The organism is Mycobacterium sp. NGS69 (assembly GCF_059812165.1).
The window spans coordinates 284,172-307,584 of the sequence record NZ_JCALCD010000006.1 but is presented as its reverse complement, the minus strand read 5'-3'; the positions used below and the strand labels follow the sequence as shown (position 1 = coordinate 307,584).

Below are 23,413 nucleotides of genomic sequence, written 5' to 3'. Positions count from 1 at the left end.
TATCACGCCGCCGGAGCGAGCGCTTCGGCGGCCACCGCGGCCTTCGCTGCGCGCCGCGTAGCGGGCGTGCGCACGTAGGCGAACCAGGTGATCACCGCGCACAACACGTAGAAGCCCAGGAAGACCCAGAACGCCGTCGTCGCCGATTTCGCCGGCGACAGGTAGGACGCCCGCAGCACGACGTTGATGCCGACGCCGCCGAGCGCGCCGATGGCGCCGGCGATCCCGATCAGCGCGCCCGACATCCGGCGCGACCAGTCGGCCTTCTCGGCCGGGTCGAGGCCGTCGTTGCTCTGCGCCTTGGCGTCGAAGATCGACGGGATCATCTTGTATACCGAGCCGTTTCCGATTCCGGACAGGATGAACAACGCGACGAACCCGACGACGTAGGCGAGCAGGACGCCGCCGGACGGGGCGCGATGTTTGGCGTCGGCCATCCCGCCGAACGCCACCAGCCAGCCGGCGGCCGCAATCATCGTGGCGAACGTGTACAGCGTGACCTTGCTGCCGCCGACGCGGTCGGACAGCCATCCGCCGACCGGCCGCACGATCGAGCCCAGCAGCGGCCCGATGAACGCGATCTGCGCGGCGTGCAACGCCGCCTGCGCCGTCATCGCCGGGGTCACCTTCGCGCCGTGACTCAGGTTGGCCAGGAAGCTGATTTGCAGCACCTGGCCGAACGCGAACGAGAAGCCGATGAACGATCCGAACGTGCCGATGTACAGCACGGCGATCAGCCACGAGTCGCGGTAGGCCATCACGTCGATCATCGAGCGGCCGTTGGTGCGCTGGTTGGTCAGGTTGTCCATGAACAGCGCGGCGCCGACCGCGGCGACCGACAACAGCACCAAATACACCGCGCACACCAAGTGCGGGGAACGGTTACCAGCGGTCGCGATGACCAGCAGCCCGACGACCTGGATCATCGCGACTCCGATGTTTCCGCCACCGGCGTTCAGGCCCAACGCCCATCCCTTGAGCCGCTGCGGATAGAAGGCATTGATGTTGGTCATCGACGACGCGAAGTTGCCCCCGCCCAACCCCGCGACGGCCGCCACGACCATGAACGTCGTGTAGGACGTGCCGGGGTGGGCCATGAAATACAGCGTCAACACCGTTGGGATCACGAGCACCATCGCGGAGAACACGGTCCAGTTCCGGCCGCCGAACGTTGCGGTCGCGAACGTGTAGGGCAGGCGCAGGATCGCTCCGACCAGCGTCGGCATCGCGACCAGAAAGAACTTTCCGGCGGCGTCGATGTGGTAGACGTTCTGCGGCATGAAAAGGACCATCACCGACCAGATCGACCAGACCGAGAACCCGACGTGCTCGGCGAAGATGGACCAGATCAAGTTGCGGCGCGCGATCTTCGCCCCGCCGTTGTTCCACGCGTCGACGTCTTCGGCGTCCCAATCATCAATGGTGTGTTGGCGCATGCGTGAACCGTACGAAAGTGTTGTTGCGGCAGCGCTTGCCCGCGATGACCTGCTTGCTACAAGCCGCTCACAATCTGACCCTGAAGCGCTGTGAGTTAGATGCCGGATCGCGTCATACCCAGCGGTTGCGCGCAGGCGGGGCTTCGGGCGCGGCCCACGCTCTCGCGTAGCGGTTGGCGGACGCCTTCTGCGGGTCCCGGCTGCGGTACACCAGATACGGACGCGTCAGGTAGCCGACGGGGGCGCTGAACATGTGCACCAACCGCGTGTAGGGCCAGATACCAAGCAGTGCAACGACAATCAGCACATGCAGCTGAAAGGTCCACGGCGCGCCGGCCATCAGCTCCATCGCCGGATGCAGCGAAAACAGGCTGCGGAACCACGGTGAGACCGTGTCGCGGTAGTTGTAGGCGGCGAACACGTTGGTCAGCGTGTTGAGCATCCCGGTCACCAGCGCGCCCACCAGCAGCAGGTACATCACCTTGTCGCTACGGGTCGTCGCCCTGCGCACGGCGGCCACCGTGACGCGCCGGTACAACAGGATTCCCGCTCCCGTCACGACCGCGAAGCCCGCGAGCGAGCCCATCGTGACGGCCATCACGTGGTAAAAAAACTCCGAGACCCCGACCGCCGACGTCCACGATTCGGGGATGAGCAGGCCGACGACGTGACCGCCGACCACGCCGAGCAGGCCGAAGTGAAACAGCGGGCTGCCCATTCGCAGCAGTCGGCTCTCGTAGCTCTGCGAAGACCGTGTGGTCCAACCGAACTGATCGGTGCGGTAACGCCAGACGTGCCCGAGCAGAAACGACGTGAACGCGACGTACGGAACCGTCATCCACAACACGGTGTTCATCGCCGGCCGCCCGAGACCATGGGATCCATCGCGAACGGTTCCAACCCGACCTCTTCCTCCGGGGGACCCTCCGCGGCCAGCTCGGCGATGCGGCGTCGGTCCGCGGTGCTGATCGGCGGCAGCGTCGCCAGGACCGCCGCCAGCACTGGGGCGTACGCGGAGCCGGTGTCCGCCAACGACAGTCGCAGGAGCTCGAGCACCGGGACGTGCTCGCCGAGCAGCCGTTCACCCTGCAGCTGATCGATCGTCGCGGCGAATTCCAGTACCAGCGGCAGGAAGTCGGGAAGCTCGCCGTCACCGAGCTGCAGCCCCGCCTGGCGATAGGCGTGCTTGAAGCGCAGCAGCGCCATGCCCCGCTTTCGGGTGTCGCCGTACGCGTAGTACGTCAGGTGCAGGCTGGCGCGCCGACGCATGTCGAACGTTTCGACGTACCGCGCGCCGAGCTGCAGCGGGTGGCCGCCGCGCAGCTCATGCAGGACGTGCAGCAGCGGCTCGCCCACCGAGTCGGGCAATTCCGCTGCGGCCGTGATCAGTTGGTCGGTCATCGCGAGCATGGTTTCGCTCGGGTAGTCCAGCAGCAGGGCGGCGATACGCCACACCAGGCGCCGGTCGCGCTCGGACAGGCCCGCCGAGTTGGCCGGCCTGCGGGTGAGGGTCAGCATCTTCACTTTGTCGGCACCAACCCGTCGGTGCTGCGGCCGTCCCAGTTGAGCAGGTTGACCGGCTTGCCGCCGTTGCCGTTGCTGCCGTTGCCGTTGCCGTTGGTGAGGTGGAACTTCTCGGCCATCGCGTCGAACGCCGTCATGCCGGGCCCGCCGTCGCCGTCGAGGCTGCACCCGGTCGCGAGCGCATCGAGGCGGTGCGCATCCGACCCCGCGCCGTTGGGAATCACGTAGCGGTCGGCATATTTGGCAATGGCCAACAGCCGGTACATCGCTTCGATCTCTTCGCCCTTCAGCCTCACCGACTCCGGTATCGAGTCGTCGAATTCCTCGCCCAGGTTCGCCGCCCGCATGTACGAGCGCATCGCCGCAAGCCGTTGCAGCGCAGCGCGAACCGGCCCGACGTCGCCGGCGGTGAACAGCTCGGCCAGATACTCGATCGGGATGCGCAACGCGTCGATGGCGCCGAACAGGTTGTTGCGGTTCTCGCCGTCGTGGCCGGTCTCGGCGAGCACGTCGACCACCGGGGACAGCGGCGGGACATACCAGACCATCGGCATCGTGCGGTACTCCGGATGCAATGGCAGCGCCACCTGATAGTCGACAATCAGGCGATAGACCGGCGAATTCTGGGCGGCCTGGATCCATTCGCCGGAGATGCCGGCGCGCTCCGCCTCGGCGACGACCCGGGGATCGTGCGGGTTGAGGAACACGCCGAGTTGCGCTGGATAGAGGTCCTTCTCGTCGCGCACCGACGCCGCGGCCGCCACCGCGTCGGCGTCGTAGAGCAGCACCCCGATGTAGCGCAACCGGCCGACGCAGGTCTCGGAGCACACGGTCGGAATGCCCACCTCGACCCGCGGGTAGCAGAACGTGCACTTCTCGGCCTTGCCGGTCTTGTGGTTGAAGTAGATCTTTTTGTAGGGGCAGCCGGTGACGCATTGCCGCCATCCGCGGCAGCGGTCCTGATCGACCAGCACGATGCCGTCCTCGCTGCGCTTGTAGATCGCGCCGGACGGGCAGGACGCCGCGCACGACGGATTCAGGCAGTGTTCGCAGATGCGCGGCAGGTAGAACATGAAGGTCTGCTCGAACTCGAGCTTCACCTTGTCGGACACCTTGGCCAGCAGTGGATCCCGGCCGATCTGCTCCGGTCCCCCGCCCAGGTCGTCATCCCAGTTCGCGCCCCACGTCACCTTGGTGTCCTGGCCGGTGATCAGTGACTTGGGACGGGCCACCGGCGTGGTGTCCATCGCCGGCGCGGACAGCAGGTTCTCGTAGTCGTAGGTCCACGGGTCGTAGTAGTCCGACACCGTCGGCAGGTCGGGATTGGCGAAGATGTTCAGCAGCCGCTTGATCCGAGACCCCGACTTGAGCGTCAGCTTGCCACGCTTGTTGAGTGTCCAGCCGCCCTTCCACTTCTCCTGGTCCTGGTACTGGCGCGGGTATCCCTGCCCGGGGCGGGTTTCGACGTTGTTGAACCAGACGTACTCGACGCCGCCGCGGTTGGTCCAGGCCTGCTTGCAGGTGACGCTGCAGGTGTGGCACCCGATGCACTTGTCGAGGTTCATCACCATCGCGAGCTGAGCCATGACTCTCATGCGTCAGTACTCCACTTCTTGCGAGCGCCGCCTGATCGTGGTGACCTCGTCGCGCTGGTTTCCGGTGGGGCCGTGATAGTTCAGCGCGAAGGACTGCTGGGCGTAGCCCCCGATCAGGTGTGACGGCTTGATCATGATCCGGGTGAGGGCGTTGTGGATGCCGCCGCGCTTGCCGGTCTTCTCGGTGCGCGGCACGTCGACCGCCTTGTCCTGCGCGTGGTACATGAACACCAGACCTTCGGGCATCCGGTGGCTGACGATCGCGCGCGCGTTCACCACCCCGTTGCGGTTGGTGCATTCGATCCAGTCGTTGTCCTGGACGCCGATCTTCGCCGCGTCCACGTCGGATATCCAAATCGCCTGCCCGCCACGGGAAAGCGTGAGCATGTGCAGGTTGTCCTGATAGGCCGAGTGGATGGACCACTTGGAGTGCGGCGTCAGGTACCGCACGGTGATCCCGCCGCTGGTGTCGCCGACCGCCGGCTCGTCGAACAGCGCCGTCATGTCCAGTGGCGGGCGGAAGATCGGCAACTGCTCCCCCAGCTCACCCATCCAGTCGTGATCGAGGTAGAAGTGCTGCCGGCCCGTCAACGTGTGCCAGGGCTTGAGCCGCTCGGTGTTGATGGTGAACGGCGAGTACCGGCGCCCCCCGGTCTCCGAACCGGACCACTCCGGCGAGGTGTTCACCGGCACCGGACGGGACTGCGTGTCGGCGAAGGTGATTCGCCGCCCCTCGTTCTCCTTGGCGAGGTCGGCGAGCTCGATGCCGGTGCGGCGCTGCAGCGCCTCGAATCCCTCGACGGCCAGCCGCCCGTTCGTCGTGCCGGACAGGGCCAGGATGGCCTCGGCGGCGTGAATGTCCTTGGCCAGCGACGGCCGCCCGACCGCCATGCCGCTGACGACGGTGCCGTTGACGCCGCGCAGGTATTCGACCTCCGCGTCGGGATGCGTCGTCACGCCCTTGGTGGTCAGCCCGACGGTTTCCACCATCGGCCCCAGCGCCGCCATCTTCTCGGCGACCGCCGGGTAGTCGCGTTCGACCATGACCAGCCGCGGCATTGTCTTGCCCGGAATGGGGTCGCATTCGCCGGTTTTCCAGTCCAGCACGCGCCCTCCCGGCTGGGCGGTGGCGTCGGCGCTGTCGTGCTGCAGCGGCATCGCCACGATGTCTTTGCGCTTGCCGAGGTGCTTGTCGGCCAGCCAGGAGAACCCCCGCGCGATCCGGTGAAACGCGTCGAAGTCCGTCTTGGTCTCCCACGGCGGGGAGATCGCCGGCGAGAAGGCGTGCACGAACGGATGCATGTCGGTGCTGGACAGGTCGTGCTTCTCGTACCAGGTGGCCGCGGGCAGCACGATGTCGGAGAACAGCGTGGTGCTGGTGTTGCGAAAGTCCAACGACAGCAACAAGTCCAGCTTCCCGATCGGTGCCTCGTCGCGCCAGCGCACCTCCTGCGGACGCACGGCATCCTCGTCACGGGCGGCGACGCTCGAGTCGGTGCCGAGCAGGTGCTTGAGGAAGTACTCGTTGCCCTTGGCCGACGAGCCGAGCAGGTTCGAGCGCCACACCGTCAGGCAGCGCGGAAAGTTCTCCGGCGCATCCGGGTCCTCGCAAGCGAATTGGAGATGGCCGGACCTCAGCCCGTCCACGACATGCGCCGCGGCGTCCTTGCCCAGGCGCTCGGCCTCGTCAGCCAGATCCAGCGGGTTGCGGTTGAACGTCGGATAACTCGGCATCCAGCCCAGCCGGCTCGCCAGCGCGATGTTGTCGGCCGCCGTCCGGCCCGCGAACCGGCCCGCGGCCGTCGGGGACGCCATCACCTCGGAGGTGAACCGGTCGTAGCGCCACTGGTCGGTCGCCAGGTACCAGAACACCGTGCCCTGCATCTGCCGGGCCGGCCGCTGCCAATCCAGCCCGAAAGCCAGCGTGGACCAACCCGTGACCGGTCGGCACTTCTCCTGCCCGACGTAGTGCGCCCAGCCGCCGCCGTTGACGCCCTGGCAACCGGTCAGCATCACCAGCGTGAGGAACGAACGATAGATCTGGTCGGAGTGAAACCAGTGATTGGTCCCGGCTCCCATCAAGATCATCGACCGGCCACCCGAACGCTCCGCATTGTCGGCGAATTCGCGCGCGATCCGTTCGGCCGCCTTGGCCGAGACCCCGGTGATCGGCTCCTGCCAGGCCGGTGTGTACGGCTGGCTCGCGTCGCCGTAGTGCATCGGCCACTCACCGGGGAGGCCGTCGCGGTGCACGCCATATTGCGCGAGCAACAGGTCGAACACCGTCGTAACCCGCTGCCCGGCAATGGTCTTCGTCGGCACGCCGCGGGTCAGCACGTCCGGGCGGCTACTGTCGAACCGGGGCAGCGTCACGGCGGCCGCGTCGCCGTCGGCGCCGTGCAGCGTCAGCAGCGGGTCGACGCCGCGCAGGTCGAGGTTCCAGTTGCCCTCGCCGGATGCGGTGAAGCGATGCCCCAGCGAGCCGTTCGGCACCACCGGGTTGGCCTGCGCGTCGAGCAGCACCGTTTTGGACGACGCGCCTTCGCTTGTGTCCCCGAGATCGGCAGCGGTGAGGAACTTTCCGGGCAGCCAGGCCCCGTCGCGCTCGGTCAGCGTCACCAGGAACGGCAGGTCGGTGTATTTCTTCACGTAGTCGGAGAAGTAGGGGGTGGTCCGGTCGACGAAGAATTCCTTGAGGATCACGTGGCCCATCGACATCGCCAGCGCGGCGTCGGTTCCGGGCCGTGCCGGCAGCCATTCGTCGGCGAACTTGGTGTTGTCCGCGTAGTCGGGCGAGACCACGATCACCTTCTGGCCGCGATAGCGCGCCTCGGTCATGTAGTGCGCGTCGGGGGTCCGGGTGACCGGGACGTTGGAGCCCCACATGATCAGGTAGCCGGCGTCGAACCAGTCGGCCGATTCGGGGACGTCGGTCTGGTCGCCGAACACCTGCGGCGAGGCCACCGGAAGGTCGGCGTACCAGTCGTAGAACGACAGCATCGACCCGCCGATCAGCGAAATGAACCGTGCCCCAACGGCGTGGCTGACCATCGACATCGCCGGTATCGGCGAGAACCCGGCCACCCGGTCGGGGCCGTACTTCTTGATCGTGTGCACGTGCGCCGCGGCCGCGATCTCCGCGGCCTCCCACCACTCGGCCCGGACAAACCCGCCCTTGCCGCGGGCGGCCTTGTAGCGGGCGGCCTTCGCCGGATCGTCCACGATGTCGGCCCACGCGAGCACGGGGTCGTTGAGTCGCGCCTTGGCTTCGCGGTAGTACTCCAGCAGCACGCCGCGCACGTACGGATAGCGCACGCGGGCAGGCGAATACGTGTACCAGGAGAACGAGGCCCCGCGCGGGCAACCGCGCGGCTCGTATTCGGGCTTGTCGGCGCCGACCGAGGGGTAGTCCGTCTGCTGGGACTCCCAGGTGATGACGCCGTCCTTGACGTAGATCTTCCACGAGCACGAGCCGGTACAGTTCACGCCGTGCGTCGAGCGGACGACCTTGTCATGCGCCCAGCGATCCCGGTAGAAGTCATCCGCCGACCGGCCACCGACCTTGTGCAGCGCGCGGTGATCCGCCGAGATCTCGCCCCGATGAAAGTATTTGCTGAATCCGAGCAAGGCGTCGGCGGCGGACTGGCGATTCGCGTTGAGATCGACCATGGCGCCTCCTCTCGAAACGGGGCCTATTGCGCGGTCATTTACCGAGCGTAGGGGAGGTTTTTAGCCGCTCAAAAGATCGCACCGACGCCCTGGTCCGGTTGTGCGCTCGGGTTAACACCGCGGTCATATTCGGCGTCGCGAGCCGCGTCGCGATGTTGCCCACGACGAGGAAAACGCGCTGCTGGATGACCTAATCGGCGGAAACTGCTACGGCAGCTAGCCGTCGCGGCGCCACAATCCCGGGCTCACAATTTTCGTGCCGTTAACACGCGAATCGCGCGTCCGATCATGCAACCAAGAATGTTCACCGACTGCTGACGCTGCCGGCACGTCGACCCACATCGAATTCGCGGGCGACATGACGGCGGTAAAAGCGCCTACCGTGCAGCCGCTGGTAATGCCATGCGGAGGACGGGAGGAGTCCGCGCCGGTGCAGCCAAAAGCCTTCCGGCGGTTGCGCTTTCGGTGCGCAACGGCCCACGTCGATATCACCGACGACGACGCCCTCACCCTGGCCCTGGTCGCGGCTGGCGAGTACCACGCCGTCGCCGCCGACAATCATGGTTCCACCCTCGAAGTGACCGCTGTAATCGATTGCTAGCCAAGGCATCCGGCATCGCAGTGCGCCGGCGTGTGCGGCGTGCAGCACTGGCGCGCCGACGTAGCCGGCGAAGGACTGGGCCGCTCGCCGGGCGGTTGCGGCGTTGCGGGTTTCCATCCAGCGGAAGACGGCCGACGGGTGCCAGTCCGGAACCGACCACCAGCCCGATCCCGTCATCGCCAGGTCAATGCGCCCGCGGAGCCGGTGCACCGTCTGCGTGCGCATGAGCTCCCAGCACATGGCGACGCCCACCGTGAGCTCGCCGGCCGAGATCACGCCGTCGTCGCGGCCGCCGATGTAGAACGCGTTCTCCCACATGGTGGGCAGGTCCTTGTCGTGCCGACCCACCACGCCCTCCGCCGTCACCAGCAGGTAGGCGTTGCGCACGTGTCCGTCGGTGTCCCTGGCCAAGAACGACCCGCCGATCATGGCGCCGTGGCGTTGGGCCAGGCTTCGCAACAGGTCGGTGGCCTGGCCGTTTGGCGGTAGCGCGGCATCGGCGAGTTCCGGCAGAAAGCCGATGCCGGTGGTGAAGAACTCCGGCAGGGCGATCACTGTTGCGCCGGCGGCCGCGGCTTCATCGACCAGGCGCTCGACCGCGGCGAGGTTGGCGCCGACGTCGGCGAGGACGGCGTCCAACTGGACGGCTGCCGCGCGCAGAGTCATGTCCATATGTCGATGCTCACCCGACGGGCGATATCTCGGCAAGGACAACGTCGCGACAATATCGGCCAGGTCTCACCGATCATCGCGCGGCCGTAGTGCCTCGACGTCGCGGCGTGCGGTGTGCTGCTTGGACGTCGGCGTTGGCCAGCGTTTGCGCCTGAGCGGCGAGCGTCGACGCCCGGTTGGCATAGGCAATCGCGTCGGGTTCGTTCGTTGCTTCGTTGCCGTGCGCGGCTTCCAGATGCTGTCGCGCCTCTTCGAACCGGCGCTGGGCCTCGCTACCGATGCTCTGGCGATGCCGGGCCACATAATCGGAGATTTGACGCAATCTGTCGTCCGCGATGGACAACGCGTGCGCCAGCGAGCGTCCTTCAATGCTCACCTGCCCGCCGCCACGCGCGGCGCGCCGCCGCCGGCGATAGAGCACGAACACCACCACCAGCAGCACGACGACCGCGACGACGACGGCGACGGCGACTGCGATCGGCACCCAGTTGCGCTTCGGCGAGGTGGCCGGGCTTGCCGATTTGTCCAGCCCGTCGGCCGCGGCGACCGCGGCGATGCTCCACTCTTTGGCATTGACCGCCGGATCAATTTGGTTGCTGCGCAGCGCGTTTAAGTCCGCCGCCGGCAGACCCGGCACGTCGAACAGATAGAGCTTGGTGTTCGTGGCCACGGCCAGCAGCGCGTCGTGGTCGCCCATGCCGGTGGCGCTGCGGGTTTGGTTCGCCCAGTTGTCGGCCCTGATCCTGGAGAAGTTGTCGACGTAGACCACCCACAGCTGGATGTGCCGGTCGCGGTAGAGCCGGTCGATGGCCGATCTGACCGCCGCGCGGCCCGAGTCGCTCAGCGCCCCGGTGTTGTCAGTGATGTGGTCGGTGAGCTTGGACGGCGGTTGGGCGCCGGCGGGTGCTGCAAGCGGCAGCCCGGCCGTGAGGATCGTCAGGACTACAGCCAGCAAGCGAACAACACGCATAGAAGTAATTTAGCCCTCGATCCAGGGCGGGGCGGCGGGGCTCGAACCCGCGACCAGTGGATTCCCGACGTGTGGATCGTGATAGCTCTCGGTGGTGCTCAGGCCTCTTTGCGCGACAACGAGCCTCACGAGCCAATGCAGATCACGGTGCAACTGGGAAGCTGATCGGTAACCCCGGGTCGGCTGAGGTCGAGCAGCGGCGTCTGTTCCAGCGGATCGGTGGGTTGCAAACCGTGCATGTTGAGCGGCAGCCCCGGACCCAGCCCCTCCGGGTTCTCCAGATGCGGGTCGCCCAGCGCCGGTGCCGGGCCCGTCAGCGACGGCAAATCGACCGGAACAACGCCGATGGCATACGCCGCGGCCCAACCAAGCACATTCTGGGCGTAGGACATCGAGTTGTTGTAGCGCAAGATCGCCGCCATCACCTGGGACGGCTCTCGCAAATTCAGGCCGCCGCTGCACAGATACCGCGCGGCCGCCAACGTCGAGTCGTACAGGTTCTGTGGATCGGCCACCCCGTCGCCGTCGCCGTCGGAGGCGTACCGCGCCCAGGTAGCGGGCAGGAACTGCATCGGCCCAATCGCGCGCGCGTAGCTGACGCGACCGACGCCATCGCTTTCGGCGATGACCTCGTTCCCCGGCAGCGTGCCATCCAGGGCGGGACCGTAGATCGGCTGGACGACCGTGCCACGACCATCCGTCGCACCGCCGTTGGCGTGTCCCGATTCGATGCGCCCGATGCCGGCCAGAAGACTCCAGCCGATTCCACAACCGGGATCGGAGCGGGCCATCATTTGCTCGGCGTTACGGTAGGCGGCCAACGCCGTCGACGGAATACCCAACGCACCAAGCGAATTCACCACAGCGGTCGGCGGGGGAATCGACACAGTCGCCGCGGCAACGTGGAAGTCGCTCGGCGGGGCCGCGACCCCGATCACCTGCGGCCCAGACGGGTCCGCGGAGGCGCGTGTTACCGCGGCCACCGGGGCAATCATCAATCCGCGCATCGCCGAGGCCCTCATGGGCAATCGAGGATTCGTGGCGCCGACGGCGCTCGCGAATACCAGCGGAACGATGATGGCGACAGCAAATGCCCGGCCTCGCGCCCCGTGGATTGCCCTGTGGCGCCCCGTCGCACGGCCGGGGCGGTCCACGAACCGACCGAGCAGCGCAGCGAACGACTTGTTTAGCACGCGGGATCCTTGGTCAGACCTCGGCGCCACTACCGATAGTCAGCCAGGATGCTTTCGGTGGGCGCCTCGTCGGCGCGGTGGCGTCCGTCGCCGTTCTCGTCAGCGAGCTCGAGTTCCGGATACTGGCGGGCGCCTTCCAGGTCGTCGAGGATGGCCGCCTGGGCTTTGGTGGGCAGCGTGTGCAACATCTCGCGGACCCGGGCCTGACGGCGGGCGATGCCCTTGCGCTCGGGCATGCCCGGCGTCGCGGTGATCTGCGGCGGCACCCCCTCGATCTCCTCGACTCCACCGTCACTGTGGCCGGCTTCCAGGTGAGCCTGTTCCTCGGCGATGGTGGCCTCGTCCTTTTCCTCGGACATCCCGATCGGCCCGATGCGCCGGCCGTTGAGGAACTGCCGCACGACGGGCTCGTCGCTGGTCAGCAGCACTTCCCGCGGGCCGAACATGACCAGCTTGCGGCGAAACAGCATGCCCATGTTGTCCGGCACGGTCCGGGCGATGTTGATGTTGTGCGTCACGATCAGGATGGTCGCGTCGGTCTGGGCGTTGATGTCGAGGATCAGCTGGCTCAGATACGCCGTACGCACGGGGTCCAGACCGGAGTCGGGCTCGTCGCACAAGATGATCTGCGGGTCGAGCACCAACGAGCGGGCCAGGCCGGCGCGCTTGCGCATACCACCGGAGATCTCACCGGGCATCTTCTTGTCGTCGCCGCCGAGGCCCACCAGGGTCAGCTTCTCCATGACGATGTCACGGATCTCGCTTTCGCTCTTCTTGGTGTGCTCGCGCAGCGGAAACGCGGTGTTGTCGAAGATGTTCATCGAACCGAACAGCGCGCCATCCTGGAACATGACGCCGAACAGCGTGCGGATCTCGTAGAGCTGCATCGCCGAGCACTTGAGGATGTCGGTGCCGTCGATCATGATCTTGCCGCGCTCCGGGCGCAGCAGACCGATCAGCGACTTGAGGAACACCGATTTGCCGGTACCCGACGGCCCCAGTAGGACACTGACCTCCCCCGGTGGGATGTCCAACGTGACGTCTTCCCAGATCCGTTGGGATCCGAAGGACTTGGTGAGACCCTCAACCTTGATAGCCGTACCCATGCGAATTCCTCCCGTTAAGGCGCACTTACGCCGTTGACGTCCGTGTGAGATCTGCTGACCGGAAAGGCGACGAGAATTGTGGAGCCATGCGCAGCTAACGGTGCCGTCGCAGACTCCGCGGTCGCGGCCCGTGCCTGCGCCGCGTTCCACACGCACAGGCCGAACACCAGCAGAAGGACGGAGCGCAGGACGGTTCTGCTTCGGGCTCTCATCCTGCACTCCAAGAGATGCGTCACGCGCGCGCCAGACCCGGCGACTGACACGCCCGTCGCCCAAGCCCGCACTGCGGCCAATCCAACGTGATATTCATGACCCCCCGGGTCGAGCGACGCAGATCGGCGCGGCTCGATGTGATCGCCGACACTACCCACTTTCTAACCAAGATTCAATACCTGGCTTCCGATCGACGAGCCGGTGCACCTCGTTGCAGATTGGCTGACGGGTCGACCGTTGAAACGGACGTGGCCGCAACTCCGACGTCCGCTTTTGCACTGAGATCGGGCCGCGGACCGCCCCTACGATATCCTTTAACCGTGGCTATAAAACCTGCAGAGGCTTCCAAAAGCGCAGCTACGACCGATAACGAGTCCAAGTCCGCTCGCACGCGAGCCCGCATCCTCGATGCGGCCGCTCACGTCCTGAGCGCGAAAGGGTTTGCCGGGACGAGACTCTCAGATGTGGCCGAACACGCCGAGATACAGGCACCGGCGATCTACTACTATTTCGCGTCCCGAGAGGAACTCATCGAAGAGGTCATGTACTGCGGCGTCGCCGAACTGCGCAAACACGTACAGGAGGCCCTCAACGATCTGCCGCCGGAAACCTCGCCGCTGGACCGGATCATGACCGCCGTTGAGGCCCACCTGCGGCACGAACTCGAGATCTCCGACTACGCCACCGCCTCGATCCGCAACTCCGGACAGATCCCACAGCACCTACGCACCCGACAGCTCAAAGAGGAAACCAGCTATGGACGGGTGTGGCGCCGACTGTTCGAGAATGCGATGGCCGACGGGGAGATCAGGGCCGACCTTGACCCCCGCTACGCGCAGCTGTTGGTCCTCGGAGCGCTGAACTGGGCGGCCGAGTGGCGCGACCCACGCCGCGACTCCGTCGACGGCATCGTCTCCAACGCCCAATCCCTGGTCCGCAACGGCCTGTCGGCGCGCCCCGAATCCCGGTCCCGCGGCACCAGGAAGGCGCGCACAACGGCTAGCAGACGCTGACGCCGGACCTCCACCTCGGAGCGGGTGGCTTAGCTTTTTGATTCTGTGTTAAATTCCTCGGGTGACTGAAGCTTATATTGTTGATGCGGTTCGCACGGCGGTCGGCAAGCGCGGCGGTGGATTCGCCCAGGAGCACCCGGCCGACATGGCCGCCAGTGTCATTCGGACCGTCGTCAATCGACACGACCTGGATCCCGAAGCCATCGACGACGTGATCCTCGGTTGCCTGGACAACATCGGTTCGCAGGCGGGAGATATCGCGCGCACGGCAGCGCTAGCGGCCGGCCTGCCCGAGTCGGTACCCGGGGTGACGATCGATCGGCAGTGCGGATCGGCTCAGCAGGCAGTACATTTCGCGGCGCAAGCCGTGATGAGCGGCACTTCCGACCTGATTGTCGCGGGCGGAGTCCAAAAGATGAGCCAGTTCCCGATTTTGAGTGCGTTCGCCGCGGGTGAGCCTTTCGGGTCCGGCGATCCGTGGACTGGATGCCGCGGGTGGGAGGCCCGCTACGGCACTCAGGAGATCTCCCAGTTCCGCGGGGCGGAGATGATCGCCAGCCAGTGGCACCTCACCCGGGAGGACAATGAGAATTTCGCGCTGAGCAGCCACCAGCGTGCCCTGGCCGCAATCGCCGAAGGTCGATTCGAGCGGGAAATCATCGCTCACGCGGATGTCACGGTGGACGAGGGGCCGCGACCGGACACCTCGTTAGAAAAGATGGGCAAGCTGCCCACCCTGGTCGAGGGCGGGGTATTGACCGCGGCGGTGGCCAGCCAAATCTCCGACGGGGCCGCGGCGCTGCTGATCGCATCGCAGGACGCGGTCGATCGGTTCGGATTGACACCGCGAGCGCGGATCCATCACATGTCGGTGCGCGGTGCCGATCCCGTGATCATGCTGACCGCCCCTATCCCGGCCACCCGGCACGCGCTCAAACGAACCGGGCTGTCGATCGACGACATCGACCTGGTGGAAATCAATGAGGCATTCGCGCCCGTGGTACTCGCCTGGCAGGCGGAGCTTGAAGCCGACCCTGCGCGCGTCAACGTCAACGGCGGGGCAATAGCTTTGGGACACCCCATCGGGTGCACCGGTGCGCGCTTGATGACCTCGCTTCTGCACGAACTGGAACGCACCGGCGGCCGTTACGGCCTGCAGACCATGTGCGAGGGCGGTGGACAGGCCAACGTCACGATCATCGAGAGGCTCTGACCGGTGCGCCGGGCGCTCTATGGCCCCGACCACGAGGCATACCGGGACACGGTTCGGGAGTTCCTGGCTCGCGAAGTTGTTCCGCACCAACATGAGTGGGACCACAACCACCGGATCGACCGCGAAGTGTTCGCCCACGCCGCCAAGGCGGGAATCTATGCACTCGAAATCGACGAGCGCTACGGCGGTGCCGGCGAACACGACTACCGCTACCGGATGGTGGTCTGCGAGGAGATCGCGAAGGTCAACGCGCTGTCGTTCGGCCTGACGGTCAGCCTGCAGGACGACCTGGTGCTGCACTACCTCCTGGATCTCACCGACGAGGAACAGAAACAGCGATGGCTGCCCGGCATCGCCTCCGGCCAACTGATCGGTGCCCTCGCGATGACCGAACCGGGAGCCGGCAGCGATCTCAGGGGGATTCGCACCAGCGCTCGACGCGACGGCGACAGGTGGATCCTCAACGGCCAGAAGACTTTCATTTCCAGTGGCCTGATGGCCGACCTGGTCGTCGTCGCCGCACGCACCGATCAGGAGGGCGGCTCACGCGGGTTCAGCTTGTTCGTCGTGGAGCGCGATACACCGGGATTCCGGCGCGGGCGCCAGCTCGACAAGATCGGGCTGCCTGGGCAAGACACGGCCGAATTGTTCTTCGATGACGCAGCGGTTCCGGCCGAAAACCTATTGGGGGAAGAAGGCCGCGGCCTTCAGTATCTGATGAGCCACCTGCCGCGCGAGAGACTTGGTGTCACCGCTCAGGCGATCGCGACCACGCGCGCGATCTTCGGCCAGACGGTCGAGTACTGCCAGCAGCGCAACGCATTCGGCCAGCCGCTCACCGCGCTGCAACACATCCGTTTCGAACTCGCCGAGATGGCCACAGAGCTCGATGTCACCGAGGCATACGTCGACAAATCGGTTGAGGCTTTCAACGCAGGCGAACTTTCCCCCGTCGATGCCGCGAAGGGCAAGTGGTACGTCAGCGAGTTGCAGCGCCGGCTCCTCGATCGCTGCCTGCAACTTCACGGAGGCTACGGGTATATGGTCGAATACCCGGTCGCCCGCGCGTATCTCGACACCCGCGCCCAGACAATCTACGGCGGAACGACAGAGATCATGAAGGAGCTCATCGGCCGGGAGATTGCCGGATCGAACCCAACTTCTGCTCGCAATGAATATTGATTCGCGGCTTTAATTTAATATACATTAGCTATCGGCGCTGCGAGCCCAGGACTTGCCGTGGCGGGGTGTGTCCATCCCCCGCCCCGGCATCCTTTATCGGGCTGGTCGCCGCAGTCTCTTGCCCTTAACAAGTCACTTAATCTGTGATAGAAATTCCCACTGCTGACCCGCTCCACATGGGTTTGCGCTGTACCAGTGCGCGCGGTGCCACATCGAATGTTGAATAGAAATTTCGTCGCCATAAGGCGGCGTCATCGGCTTCACTGGCTAGAATCAATCAATGACCAGGCGGACCGATGTGGCTGCTGTGACGGGTCCGGCCTCCGCGGCGACCGCCGAGCCGAAATCGGCACAGACACGACGGCGGATCCTCGACGCGGCCGCCCATGTGCTGAGCGTCAAGGGCTATGCGGGATTGCGCCTCAATGACGTCGCGGCACACGCTGAACTGCAGGCACCGGCGATCTATTACTACTATCCGTCGCGAGATGACCTCATTGAGGAGGTGATGTGGGCCGGCATCGCCGATATGCGAGAACATGTCATCGCCGTGCTAGACGGCTTGCCCTCCGAGGTCTCAGCGCTGGATCGCCTGCTCGCCGCCGTCGAGGCGCATCTGCGACACGAGCTCGCGATCTCCGATTACACGACCGCAGCCATCCGCAACGCCGGTCAAGTGCCACCGGGGATCCGAGAGCGACAAATCCTCGAGGAGCAGCGCTACGGCGAAGTGTGGCGCCGGCTGATCAACGACATGGCGCGCTCGGGCCAGCTTCGCACCGACCTCGACCTGTACCTGGCGCAGATGTTGGTCTTGGGCGCTTTGAATTGGGCAGTCGAGTGGTGGGACCCCCGACGCGGTCCCCTGGAAACCGTGGTGGCCAACGCTCAGTCGTTCGTGCGGTACGGATTGGCGGAGCCCACGACCGTTTAGCCCGCGAGTATTTTTTCCACCACCAGCGCCGCCGTCTCCGCGCACGCCGTGGTGCCCCCGTTGGCGTATTCCTTGACCGCGTCACCGACGTTCCACAGACCCGCGAAGGGCGTGTCGTGCGGCAGATCGAAGCCCGCCACCGCACGCTGGGGCGGCCAGTCGTCGCGAGTGACCGCAATGCTCAATATCCGTGCCTGCACATCGAATCCGTCGATGTTGTCGCGCAGATCCTCGAGCAGTAGCTCGGTTTCGACGGCATCGTCGAAGTCCCCGATGGACGGCTTGGGCACCGACGTCCCGACGTAGAGATGCCAACCCGGAGGTGCCATCTCCGGGCAGGTATCGGTGAAATTCGCGATATAGGCCAGCCGTCGCGATGTTGCGAAGCTAAGCATGCCGGGAACATCCACGAGGCGGTTACGGCTCGCGAAGTTCACCGAGATCATCGCGGTCGGGCGGTCGCCCTTTTTGACCAGATCCTGGTAGTCGGCGGGCACATTTTCCTCACCGAGCAGCTTCACTGTGGCGGCAGGCCCGACGTCACTGACCACCACTGGCACAGCGACGCTTACCTTTTCGCCGTCGTCGCGGATCACCTCAACCCCCGTGACACTGCCGCCGTCCGAGACGATCCTGGTGGCCGCCGTGGATAGCCACACCTCACCGCCGTGCGATTCGACGACGCCGGCCAGGCCACGCCACAGCCCGATGGTGCCTTCGGGGTGGAAGCCGAACCGCTTGAACGCGCTCTTGCGGGTGAAGTAGGTGAGGAACACCCGCGCTGGAAGGTCCTCGGAGCCGACGGCGAAGATGGATGCGCACATGTTGCGGAAAATGCCGTGAACGCGTTCGTTTTTGGTGTAGCGCGAAACCCACTCGGCGGTGCTGATCTGGTCCTCGGGCAGCCCGGAGTCGCTTCGGGCGGCGCCGATTCCGGCGACAAGTTTGGCGCCCTGGCGGGTGAGCTTGCTCAGCAGGAAACCCCACCCGCCGCCCGTCACGTCGACATTCTTGCCGCCGATCCGGTACAGCAGCGCGGGTTTCGGTTCGCGAATGTCGAACGGAGCGCCCACCTCGTCACAGGTCTGCTGCGTGATACCGCCGACTTCGATCACGATGGCACCGGTGTTGACTTTGAAGCCGTCGATGTCATCTGTGGAGGCACGCCCACCGACCTTGTCGAGTCGCTCCACGACAAGCGTGCGATATCCGTTGGTGGCCAGCCGGGCGGCCGTGAAGAGGCCGCCGGCGCCGGCGCCGATGACAACTGCGTCGAATTGCGTTCCTGGCATGTACGTTTCCCTTTCAAACGGGTCGGGGCCTAGTAGGAGCGGGGCAGGCCCAGCGAGGTTTGGGCGATGAAGTTCAGCACCATTTCCCGGCTCACCGGCGCGGTGCGCATCAGCCGGGTGACGAACCACAGTTCCGCCAGCCCGTACTCGTGGGACAGGCCGTTGCCGCCGTGCGTCTGAATGGCCTGGTCGAGAGCCTTCAATGCCGCTTCGGAGGCGGCGAGCTTGGCGATGTTGGCGGCCTCGCCCGCCGGCTCGCCGGCGTCGAGGAGCTCGGCGCTGCGCGCGGTTGCCATTCGCCCCAGTTCGATGGCGACGTGGCAGTCAGCCAACGGGTGGGCGATGCCCTGGTGCGCGCCGATGGGCGTCGACCAGACGCGCCGCTGCCTGGCGTAGTCGACGGCCTTGCCGATCGCGTAGCGCCCGATCCCGCTGGACAGCGCGCCGACCAGGATGCGTTCCGGGTTCAGCCCGTCGAAGACCTGCCGCAGCCCGTTGCCTGCGACTCCGATGAGTGCGTCCTCGCCAACCGCGACGTCATCGAGGTACACGGTGAACTGTTTGTCCGGCGACACGATCGACGTGTCAATGGGGGCAAAGGTCAATCCGGGACTGTCGGTCGGGACGGCGAACAGGGACAGCCGGCTGCGTTCCGCGGTCGAATGTTCCGCGTCGCGGGTCACCAGCAGGATTGCGTCGGCCTGATCGACGGCCGAGATGTAGTACTTGGAGCCGGAGATCGTCCAGCCGGTGTCGCTGCGCCTCGCGGTGGTTTTGACGTTGTGGCTGTTGGATCCGGCGTCGGGTTCGGTCAAGCCGAAGGCCATTTTCTTGCTCCCGTCCGCGATCGGCGGAAGCCATCGACGCTTCATTTCTTCTGACGCGTGATGTGCCAGGATGCTGCCGCAGATGGCCGGCGAAATGACCCAGATCAGCAACGGCATCCCATGCGCGGCAAGCTCTTCCACGACGACGACGGCTTCGGCCAGCCCTCCCCCGCCGCCTCCGTAGTCCTCGGGGAGGTGTAGGCCGAGCAGACCAGCGGCGCCGAGATCCTGCCACAACTCGTCGATCCCGCCGCCCGAGCGCCCCCGCTCCAGGAAGTACTCGGGTCCATATCGCTTGGCGATGCCGGCGACACTTTCCCGAATCGCCTTGTGCTCGGGAGAATCGTTGATCAGTCCCATGTCCTTACCTTCCGGTGAAGCGGGGCGCGCGCTTGGAGTTGAACGCCGAAAGCGCTTCTGCGGCGTCGGCGGTGTCGCCGGTGGCCTTCAGCGCCTCGGTTTCCGACTGCAGTTGGGTTGCGAGGTCGGTGTGCCATGAATCGCGCAACAGAGCGCGCATGCGGGCGAACGCGCGGGTCGGCCCGTGCGCCAGGTCGGTGGCCAGCGCCAACGCCCGCGGGCGCAGCTCTTCGGCGGGCACGATCGCGTTGATCATCCCCAACTCCAAAGCCTCGGTTGCCTCGATGGGCCTGTTCCGCAGGTACGCCTCGGCGGCCCGGCGCGCACCGACGAGCCGCGGCAGGTGCCAGGTGCCGCCGCCGTCGCCCGAAAGGCCCAGCGCGGCAAACGCTGTGACGAACTTGGTGCCCTCGGCCGCCAGCACCAGGTCGGCCGCGTAGACGAAGCCCAGCCCGCCGCCGGCGACGGCACCGTGGGCGGCGGTCACAATCGGCGCGTCGATCCGGTTGAGCACGCGAAAAGCTTCATGAAATGGCGTGACCATGCCCTCCAGCACCTCGCCTAGTGGCGTTGACGCGTCGGACAGAAAAGAATCGGTGTCGCCGCCGACGGACAATGACGGCCCGTCACCGCAGATGAGGACGGCGCGCACCGACCGATCATCCGCGATGCGGCGGGCCACGACGAGCGACTCCGCAGCCATCCGGGGGTCAATCGCATTGCGGGCGTCGGGCCGGCTCAGGCAGACGGTCGCCACACCGTCGACCACGGTGTAGTCGATCGTTTCCAGCCGGCCCTGCTCATCGAGCGCTTCGATCCATGCGGCACTGTCGGTCAGCTGATCCAGCGAGGTGATGCGGCCGTCGTCGGCGAAGCCGATCACATGGTGGAACGCCGCGTCGAGCTTCCTGCCGGACCGGCGGGCCTCGCCGCGATAGCGGCCGACGACGAGCAGGCGGCCGTCGTCAAGGGTGTGGAATTCGTCGGGATAGGCCCGGACGTCATAGTGGCGCCCGAGCTGCCACCACACCTCGCGCCGCATCGCGTCCGGCCCGACGTGCTCGCCGCCCACGCCGAGCGGCAGACCCACGGTGGCATGGCCGACGAAATCGGGATGTAGCAGCTTTCCGAGTGTTTCCCGGTCACCGGCGGCTAACGCGCGGTAAAGGTCTCGAACGGCGGCGACCTGCGCGTCGCGGGTCGCTGAGTCGACGTCGACCACAACACGCCCCTCTCATCGCATGACCGACACAACTTAACAAGCATTTAATTTTGATTCGATACAGATCTCAGCAGTTGAAAGCCTGTCCTCTCGGCACGCTAGCATATTTTTCTATTGTGGGTTAAATTCACCTGGACATCGCGACGACGAGCTGACGGCCGGAGGAACTGTGACAACGACGACACGACACGCAGCGCTGCCGAGTGCCCAGAACACGAGTAGCGACTACATGACTCTTCGCCTCGGCTTATGGTCCGTATGCATTTACGCGGGCCTGGGTCTGCTCGGCTTCGCGGTATTCGCGGGCTTTTGGCCGCCCCCTGGGCAAGACCTCGACGCATCGGCGATCTCGCGGTATTTCCAGAGTCACCACACCGGCATCCAGGTGGGGATGGTGCTGATGGTCGTCGGCGCGCCCTGCTACTACACGTGGAGTGCCGCCATTTCCAAGATCATCGGCCGCATGGAGGGCCCCATGGGCATCCTGTCGACGACGGAACTCCTCGGCGGACTGATGACGGGTGTCGTCACCGCCGTGCCGGCGGTGGTGTGGCAGACCGCGGCGTTCCGAGCCGAAACCCGCTCGGCGGAGACCGTACAGACGTCGTACGACCTCGGATGGCTGTTCTTCGACCTCACGTTTGTGTTCTCGCTGCTGCAGAGCGTCGCACTGGGCATCGCGATCCTGCTCGACCGCCGCGCGCAGCCCCTCTTTCCGCGCTGGGTCGGCTACGTGTGCTTCCTGACCGCGGCACTCTACGTTCCGCTCAGCCTCGTGCCATTTGTCCGAACCGGCCCGTTCGCCTGGCATGGCCTGCTCAACTTCTGGGCGGTGTTCGTCATGTTCTTTGTGCTGATCGTCATCGTGACGCCCTACGCCTTCCGCGCGCTGCGCCGCCTGGAGGGTGAAGGACAGGCCTAGGCTTGGTGTCGTATCGCTCTGAGCAACCAGAACGCAGGTTAGCCCGGCAACAGGTAGGTCGGCAGATGTGCCGTCGACGCTCCGACGATGCCTAACCAGTTGAACGGCAGGTGATAAATCAATATGGTTGCCGCGCAGCAGAATCCGATCGCCGCCAGGGTGCGTATCATCGGCTGGAATGCTGGGCGCCAGCGATCGAAACCTCGCTCGACTGGCGACAGACCGTCTGGCGACTGGACGGCCTGCAGCCGCATCCACGTGTAGAGCAGACCCAGCGCTGCCACCAGAAACGACTCGTAGAGCGGAAATTGGAACTGGCTTCCCGCCCAAAGCGTCAGTGGCCCGTAGGTGCGCGCGTAGGCGTAGCCGTGCGTCAATCGGATCGCCAGATTCTCCACCACGAAGTCGAAACCAAACTCACCGATGAACACGATCGCCAGCAACGACACATTGGAGAGCCGAGGCCAACGGGATCGCAAGGCGAAATAGGCCGGACAGCCCACGATGGCCACACCGGCGCAGAAATACACATACATCGGCGGGCCCCACAGCAGCGACTCCGCGTAGCGCGACGACGCCGCCGGATTGTGAAAGGGCAGAAACGCGGTCCAAACACCCATGTTGACGTTATGCGCGTTCCACGCGAACAGATACGTGTAGCAGTTCAGGAACGCGTCGGCGACGAAGGCCGCCATTCCGCCGAGGACGAACTTGCCGTCGAGGCTCAAGGCGCCGGTTCGGCGCCACGGCTTGATCACACAGGACCAGACCAGAAAGCCCAGCAACGCGACACTAATCCCTTCAAAGACCCTCAGCGCCACCAGATTCCACACAGGCATGCGGTCGGGGCCGAGCAGAGGCGCGGGCCCGAAATCACTGGAAGCGATCCATCGCACCAGCGCCTGGGCGGCGATTACCAGCCAGACGACGGCGACTACGGCCCATACGGTGACCCCGCCCGTGCGGGACGGCTCTGGTGCAGTCCTGCCCCGCGGGGGGTCGCTCCGGTGGAGCGTCGATTCCGACACCGCGACCATCACCTCCCGAACTTTGAATTAAGATTAAACACCTAGATCTTCGAGGCCCGCAATCATCTCAGGGCCGCAATCAACTCGTCGGCCGACCCTCGGGCGTCCGCGGCGACCTCCGCGTAGTGACACCGACGGCCCGCCCGACGCGCCCCCTCGTCGCACTGGACCGCCACGATGTTGGCCCGGACGCTGGAGGCCGCCGCATCGACTTGCGATGACGGCCAGCGTCCGGGGCCCTAACGATCGTTTACACGCTCGCATTTGCTTTGCCGGTGGCGAACGTCACACAAGTACGCATCCGACCCCGTGCGAATGAGCTCTATCGTGCAGTTTCGCCACGAAAGATGCGCGTAAGCTGCATGCGAGCCGGGCTCTCCCGAGGTGCGTGAAGCCACAACTCTTACCCGTCTTATGACGTAAGTGGTCGTTTACAAATGA

General features: G+C 65.7%; 17 protein-coding genes and 1 pseudogene. 5 read left to right on the top strand and 13 right to left on the bottom strand.

What is annotated here, in order from left to right; genetic code table 11:
* Nucleotides 1-2: 2 nt before the first annotated feature.
* From AC5Y2S_RS19700 to AC5Y2S_RS19660, 9 genes and pseudogenes are all read right to left on the bottom strand, one after another.
* On the bottom strand, nt 3-1,436 hold the full coding sequence (locus tag AC5Y2S_RS19700) for a nitrate/nitrite transporter (protein ID WP_499957781.1): 1,434 nt from the start codon (nt 1,434-1,436) through the stop codon (nt 3-5).
* Between the two features lie 112 nt (nt 1,437-1,548).
* Entirely contained in the window at nt 1,549-2,292 is a 744-nt protein-coding gene (gene narI / locus AC5Y2S_RS19695) for a respiratory nitrate reductase subunit gamma (RefSeq protein ID WP_499957780.1), read from the bottom strand.
* Nucleotides 2,289-2,960, bottom strand: a complete 672-nt coding sequence (gene narJ / locus AC5Y2S_RS19690; RefSeq protein ID WP_499957779.1) for a nitrate reductase molybdenum cofactor assembly chaperone — start codon at nt 2,958-2,960, stop codon at nt 2,289-2,291. The genes narI and narJ overlap by 4 nt, the downstream gene beginning before the upstream one ends.
* Nucleotides 2,957-4,555: a nitrate reductase subunit beta gene (gene narH / locus AC5Y2S_RS19685; protein WP_499957778.1), complete on the bottom strand. Its 1,599-nt coding sequence runs from the start codon at nt 4,553-4,555 to the stop codon at nt 2,957-2,959. Before narH ends, narJ begins: the two co-directional genes overlap by 4 nt.
* A gap of 3 nt (nt 4,556-4,558) precedes the next feature.
* Nucleotides 4,559-8,224 (bottom strand): nitrate reductase subunit alpha, encoded by a 3,666-nt coding sequence (locus AC5Y2S_RS19680; protein ID WP_499957776.1) that lies wholly within the window; start codon nt 8,222-8,224, stop codon nt 4,559-4,561.
* Between the two features lie 304 nt (nt 8,225-8,528).
* Nucleotides 8,529-9,497: a carbon-nitrogen hydrolase family protein gene (locus AC5Y2S_RS19675; protein ID WP_499957775.1), complete on the bottom strand. Its 969-nt coding sequence runs from the start codon at nt 9,495-9,497 to the stop codon at nt 8,529-8,531.
* Nucleotides 9,498-9,570: 73 nt separating this feature from the next.
* On the bottom strand, nt 9,571-10,467 hold the full coding sequence (locus tag AC5Y2S_RS19670) for a TPM domain-containing protein (protein WP_499957772.1): 897 nt from the start codon (nt 10,465-10,467) through the stop codon (nt 9,571-9,573).
* Nucleotides 10,468-10,595: 128 nt separating this feature from the next.
* Nucleotides 10,596-11,636, bottom strand: a pseudogene (locus tag AC5Y2S_RS19665) (lytic transglycosylase domain-containing protein); the annotation flags it as partial.
* Nucleotides 11,637-11,689: 53 nt separating this feature from the next.
* Nucleotides 11,690-12,766, bottom strand: coding sequence for an ABC transporter ATP-binding protein (locus AC5Y2S_RS19660; RefSeq protein ID WP_499957768.1), 1,077 nt, complete (start codon nt 12,764-12,766; stop codon nt 11,690-11,692).
* Between the two features lie 533 nt (nt 12,767-13,299).
* On the opposite strand from AC5Y2S_RS19660, the gene AC5Y2S_RS19655 reads away from it, so the two are divergent.
* The 4 genes from AC5Y2S_RS19655 to AC5Y2S_RS19640 all read left to right on the top strand — a co-directional run bounded on the left by AC5Y2S_RS19655 (nt 13,300) and on the right by AC5Y2S_RS19640 (nt 17,321).
* Nucleotides 13,300-13,992: a TetR/AcrR family transcriptional regulator gene (locus AC5Y2S_RS19655; protein WP_499957766.1), complete on the top strand. Its 693-nt coding sequence runs from the start codon at nt 13,300-13,302 to the stop codon at nt 13,990-13,992.
* Nucleotides 13,993-14,053: 61 nt separating this feature from the next.
* Nucleotides 14,054-15,205 (top strand): acetyl-CoA C-acetyltransferase, encoded by a 1,152-nt coding sequence (locus tag AC5Y2S_RS19650; RefSeq protein ID WP_499957765.1) that lies wholly within the window; start codon nt 14,054-14,056, stop codon nt 15,203-15,205.
* 3 nt (nt 15,206-15,208) lie between these two features.
* A complete protein-coding gene (locus tag AC5Y2S_RS19645; RefSeq protein ID WP_499957764.1) occupies nt 15,209-16,387 on the top strand; it encodes an acyl-CoA dehydrogenase family protein in 1,179 nt (392 codons plus the stop codon).
* Nucleotides 16,388-16,667: 280 nt separating this feature from the next.
* On the top strand, nt 16,668-17,321 hold the full coding sequence (locus tag AC5Y2S_RS19640) for a TetR/AcrR family transcriptional regulator (RefSeq protein WP_499957762.1): 654 nt from the start codon (nt 16,668-16,670) through the stop codon (nt 17,319-17,321).
* Here the strand turns inward: AC5Y2S_RS19640 and AC5Y2S_RS19635 are convergent.
* From AC5Y2S_RS19635 to AC5Y2S_RS19625, 3 genes are read right to left on the bottom strand one after another with little or no spacing between them, the layout of a single operon-like run.
* Nucleotides 17,318-18,613 carry a phytoene desaturase family protein gene (locus tag AC5Y2S_RS19635; protein ID WP_499957982.1) on the bottom strand — a complete coding sequence of 432 codons (1,296 nt, stop codon included), beginning with the start codon at nt 18,611-18,613 and terminating at the stop codon, nt 17,318-17,320. The genes AC5Y2S_RS19640 and AC5Y2S_RS19635 overlap by 4 nt on opposite strands.
* 29 nt (nt 18,614-18,642) lie before the next feature.
* The gene (locus tag AC5Y2S_RS19630; protein WP_499957761.1) at nt 18,643-19,800 is read right to left on the bottom strand and encodes an acyl-CoA dehydrogenase family protein; all 1,158 of its coding nucleotides are present in this window, start codon (nt 19,798-19,800) and stop codon (nt 18,643-18,645) included.
* 4 nt (nt 19,801-19,804) lie between these two features.
* Nucleotides 19,805-21,022: an enoyl-CoA hydratase-related protein gene (locus AC5Y2S_RS19625; RefSeq protein WP_499957760.1), complete on the bottom strand. Its 1,218-nt coding sequence runs from the start codon at nt 21,020-21,022 to the stop codon at nt 19,805-19,807.
* A 229-nt stretch (nt 21,023-21,251) separates the two neighbouring features.
* Here AC5Y2S_RS19625 and AC5Y2S_RS19620 point away from each other — a divergent pair, with 229 nt between their 5' ends.
* Nucleotides 21,252-21,944: a hypothetical protein gene (locus tag AC5Y2S_RS19620; RefSeq protein WP_499957759.1), complete on the top strand. Its 693-nt coding sequence runs from the start codon at nt 21,252-21,254 to the stop codon at nt 21,942-21,944.
* 38 nt (nt 21,945-21,982) lie between these two features.
* Here the strand turns inward: AC5Y2S_RS19620 and AC5Y2S_RS19615 are convergent, their stop codons facing one another.
* Nucleotides 21,983-22,981 (bottom strand): spirocyclase AveC family protein, encoded by a 999-nt coding sequence (locus AC5Y2S_RS19615; protein ID WP_499957981.1) that lies wholly within the window; start codon nt 22,979-22,981, stop codon nt 21,983-21,985.
* Nucleotides 22,982-23,413 lie beyond the last annotated feature (432 nt).

Bases quoted from the DNA above. Each gene is read 5' to 3' on its own strand.
- AC5Y2S_RS19675 (WP_499957775.1), bottom strand. From the start codon at position 9,497: ATGGACATGACTCTGCGCGCGGCAGCCGTCCAGTTGGACGCCGTCCTC.
- AC5Y2S_RS19615 (WP_499957981.1), bottom strand. From the start codon at position 22,981: ATGGTCGCGGTGTCGGAATCGACGCTCCACCGGAGCGACCCCCCGCGG.
- narI (WP_499957780.1), bottom strand. From the start codon at position 2,292: ATGAACACCGTGTTGTGGATGACGGTTCCGTACGTCGCGTTCACGTCG.
- AC5Y2S_RS19620 (WP_499957759.1), top strand. From the start codon at position 21,252: ATGACTCTTCGCCTCGGCTTATGGTCCGTATGCATTTACGCGGGCCTG.
- AC5Y2S_RS19680 (WP_499957776.1), bottom strand. From the start codon at position 8,224: ATGGTCGATCTCAACGCGAATCGCCAGTCCGCCGCCGACGCCTTGCTC.
- AC5Y2S_RS19635 (WP_499957982.1), bottom strand. From the start codon at position 18,613: ATGCCAGGAACGCAATTCGACGCAGTTGTCATCGGCGCCGGCGCCGGC.
- AC5Y2S_RS19630 (WP_499957761.1), bottom strand. From the start codon at position 19,800: ATGGGACTGATCAACGATTCTCCCGAGCACAAGGCGATTCGGGAAAGT.
- AC5Y2S_RS19670 (WP_499957772.1), bottom strand. From the start codon at position 10,467: ATGCGTGTTGTTCGCTTGCTGGCTGTAGTCCTGACGATCCTCACGGCC.
- AC5Y2S_RS19660 (WP_499957768.1), bottom strand. From the start codon at position 12,766: ATGGGTACGGCTATCAAGGTTGAGGGTCTCACCAAGTCCTTCGGATCC.
- AC5Y2S_RS19700 (WP_499957781.1), bottom strand. From the start codon at position 1,436: ATGCGCCAACACACCATTGATGATTGGGACGCCGAAGACGTCGACGCG.
- AC5Y2S_RS19640 (WP_499957762.1), top strand. From the start codon at position 16,668: ATGACCAGGCGGACCGATGTGGCTGCTGTGACGGGTCCGGCCTCCGCG.
- narH (WP_499957778.1), bottom strand. From the start codon at position 4,555: ATGAGAGTCATGGCTCAGCTCGCGATGGTGATGAACCTCGACAAGTGC.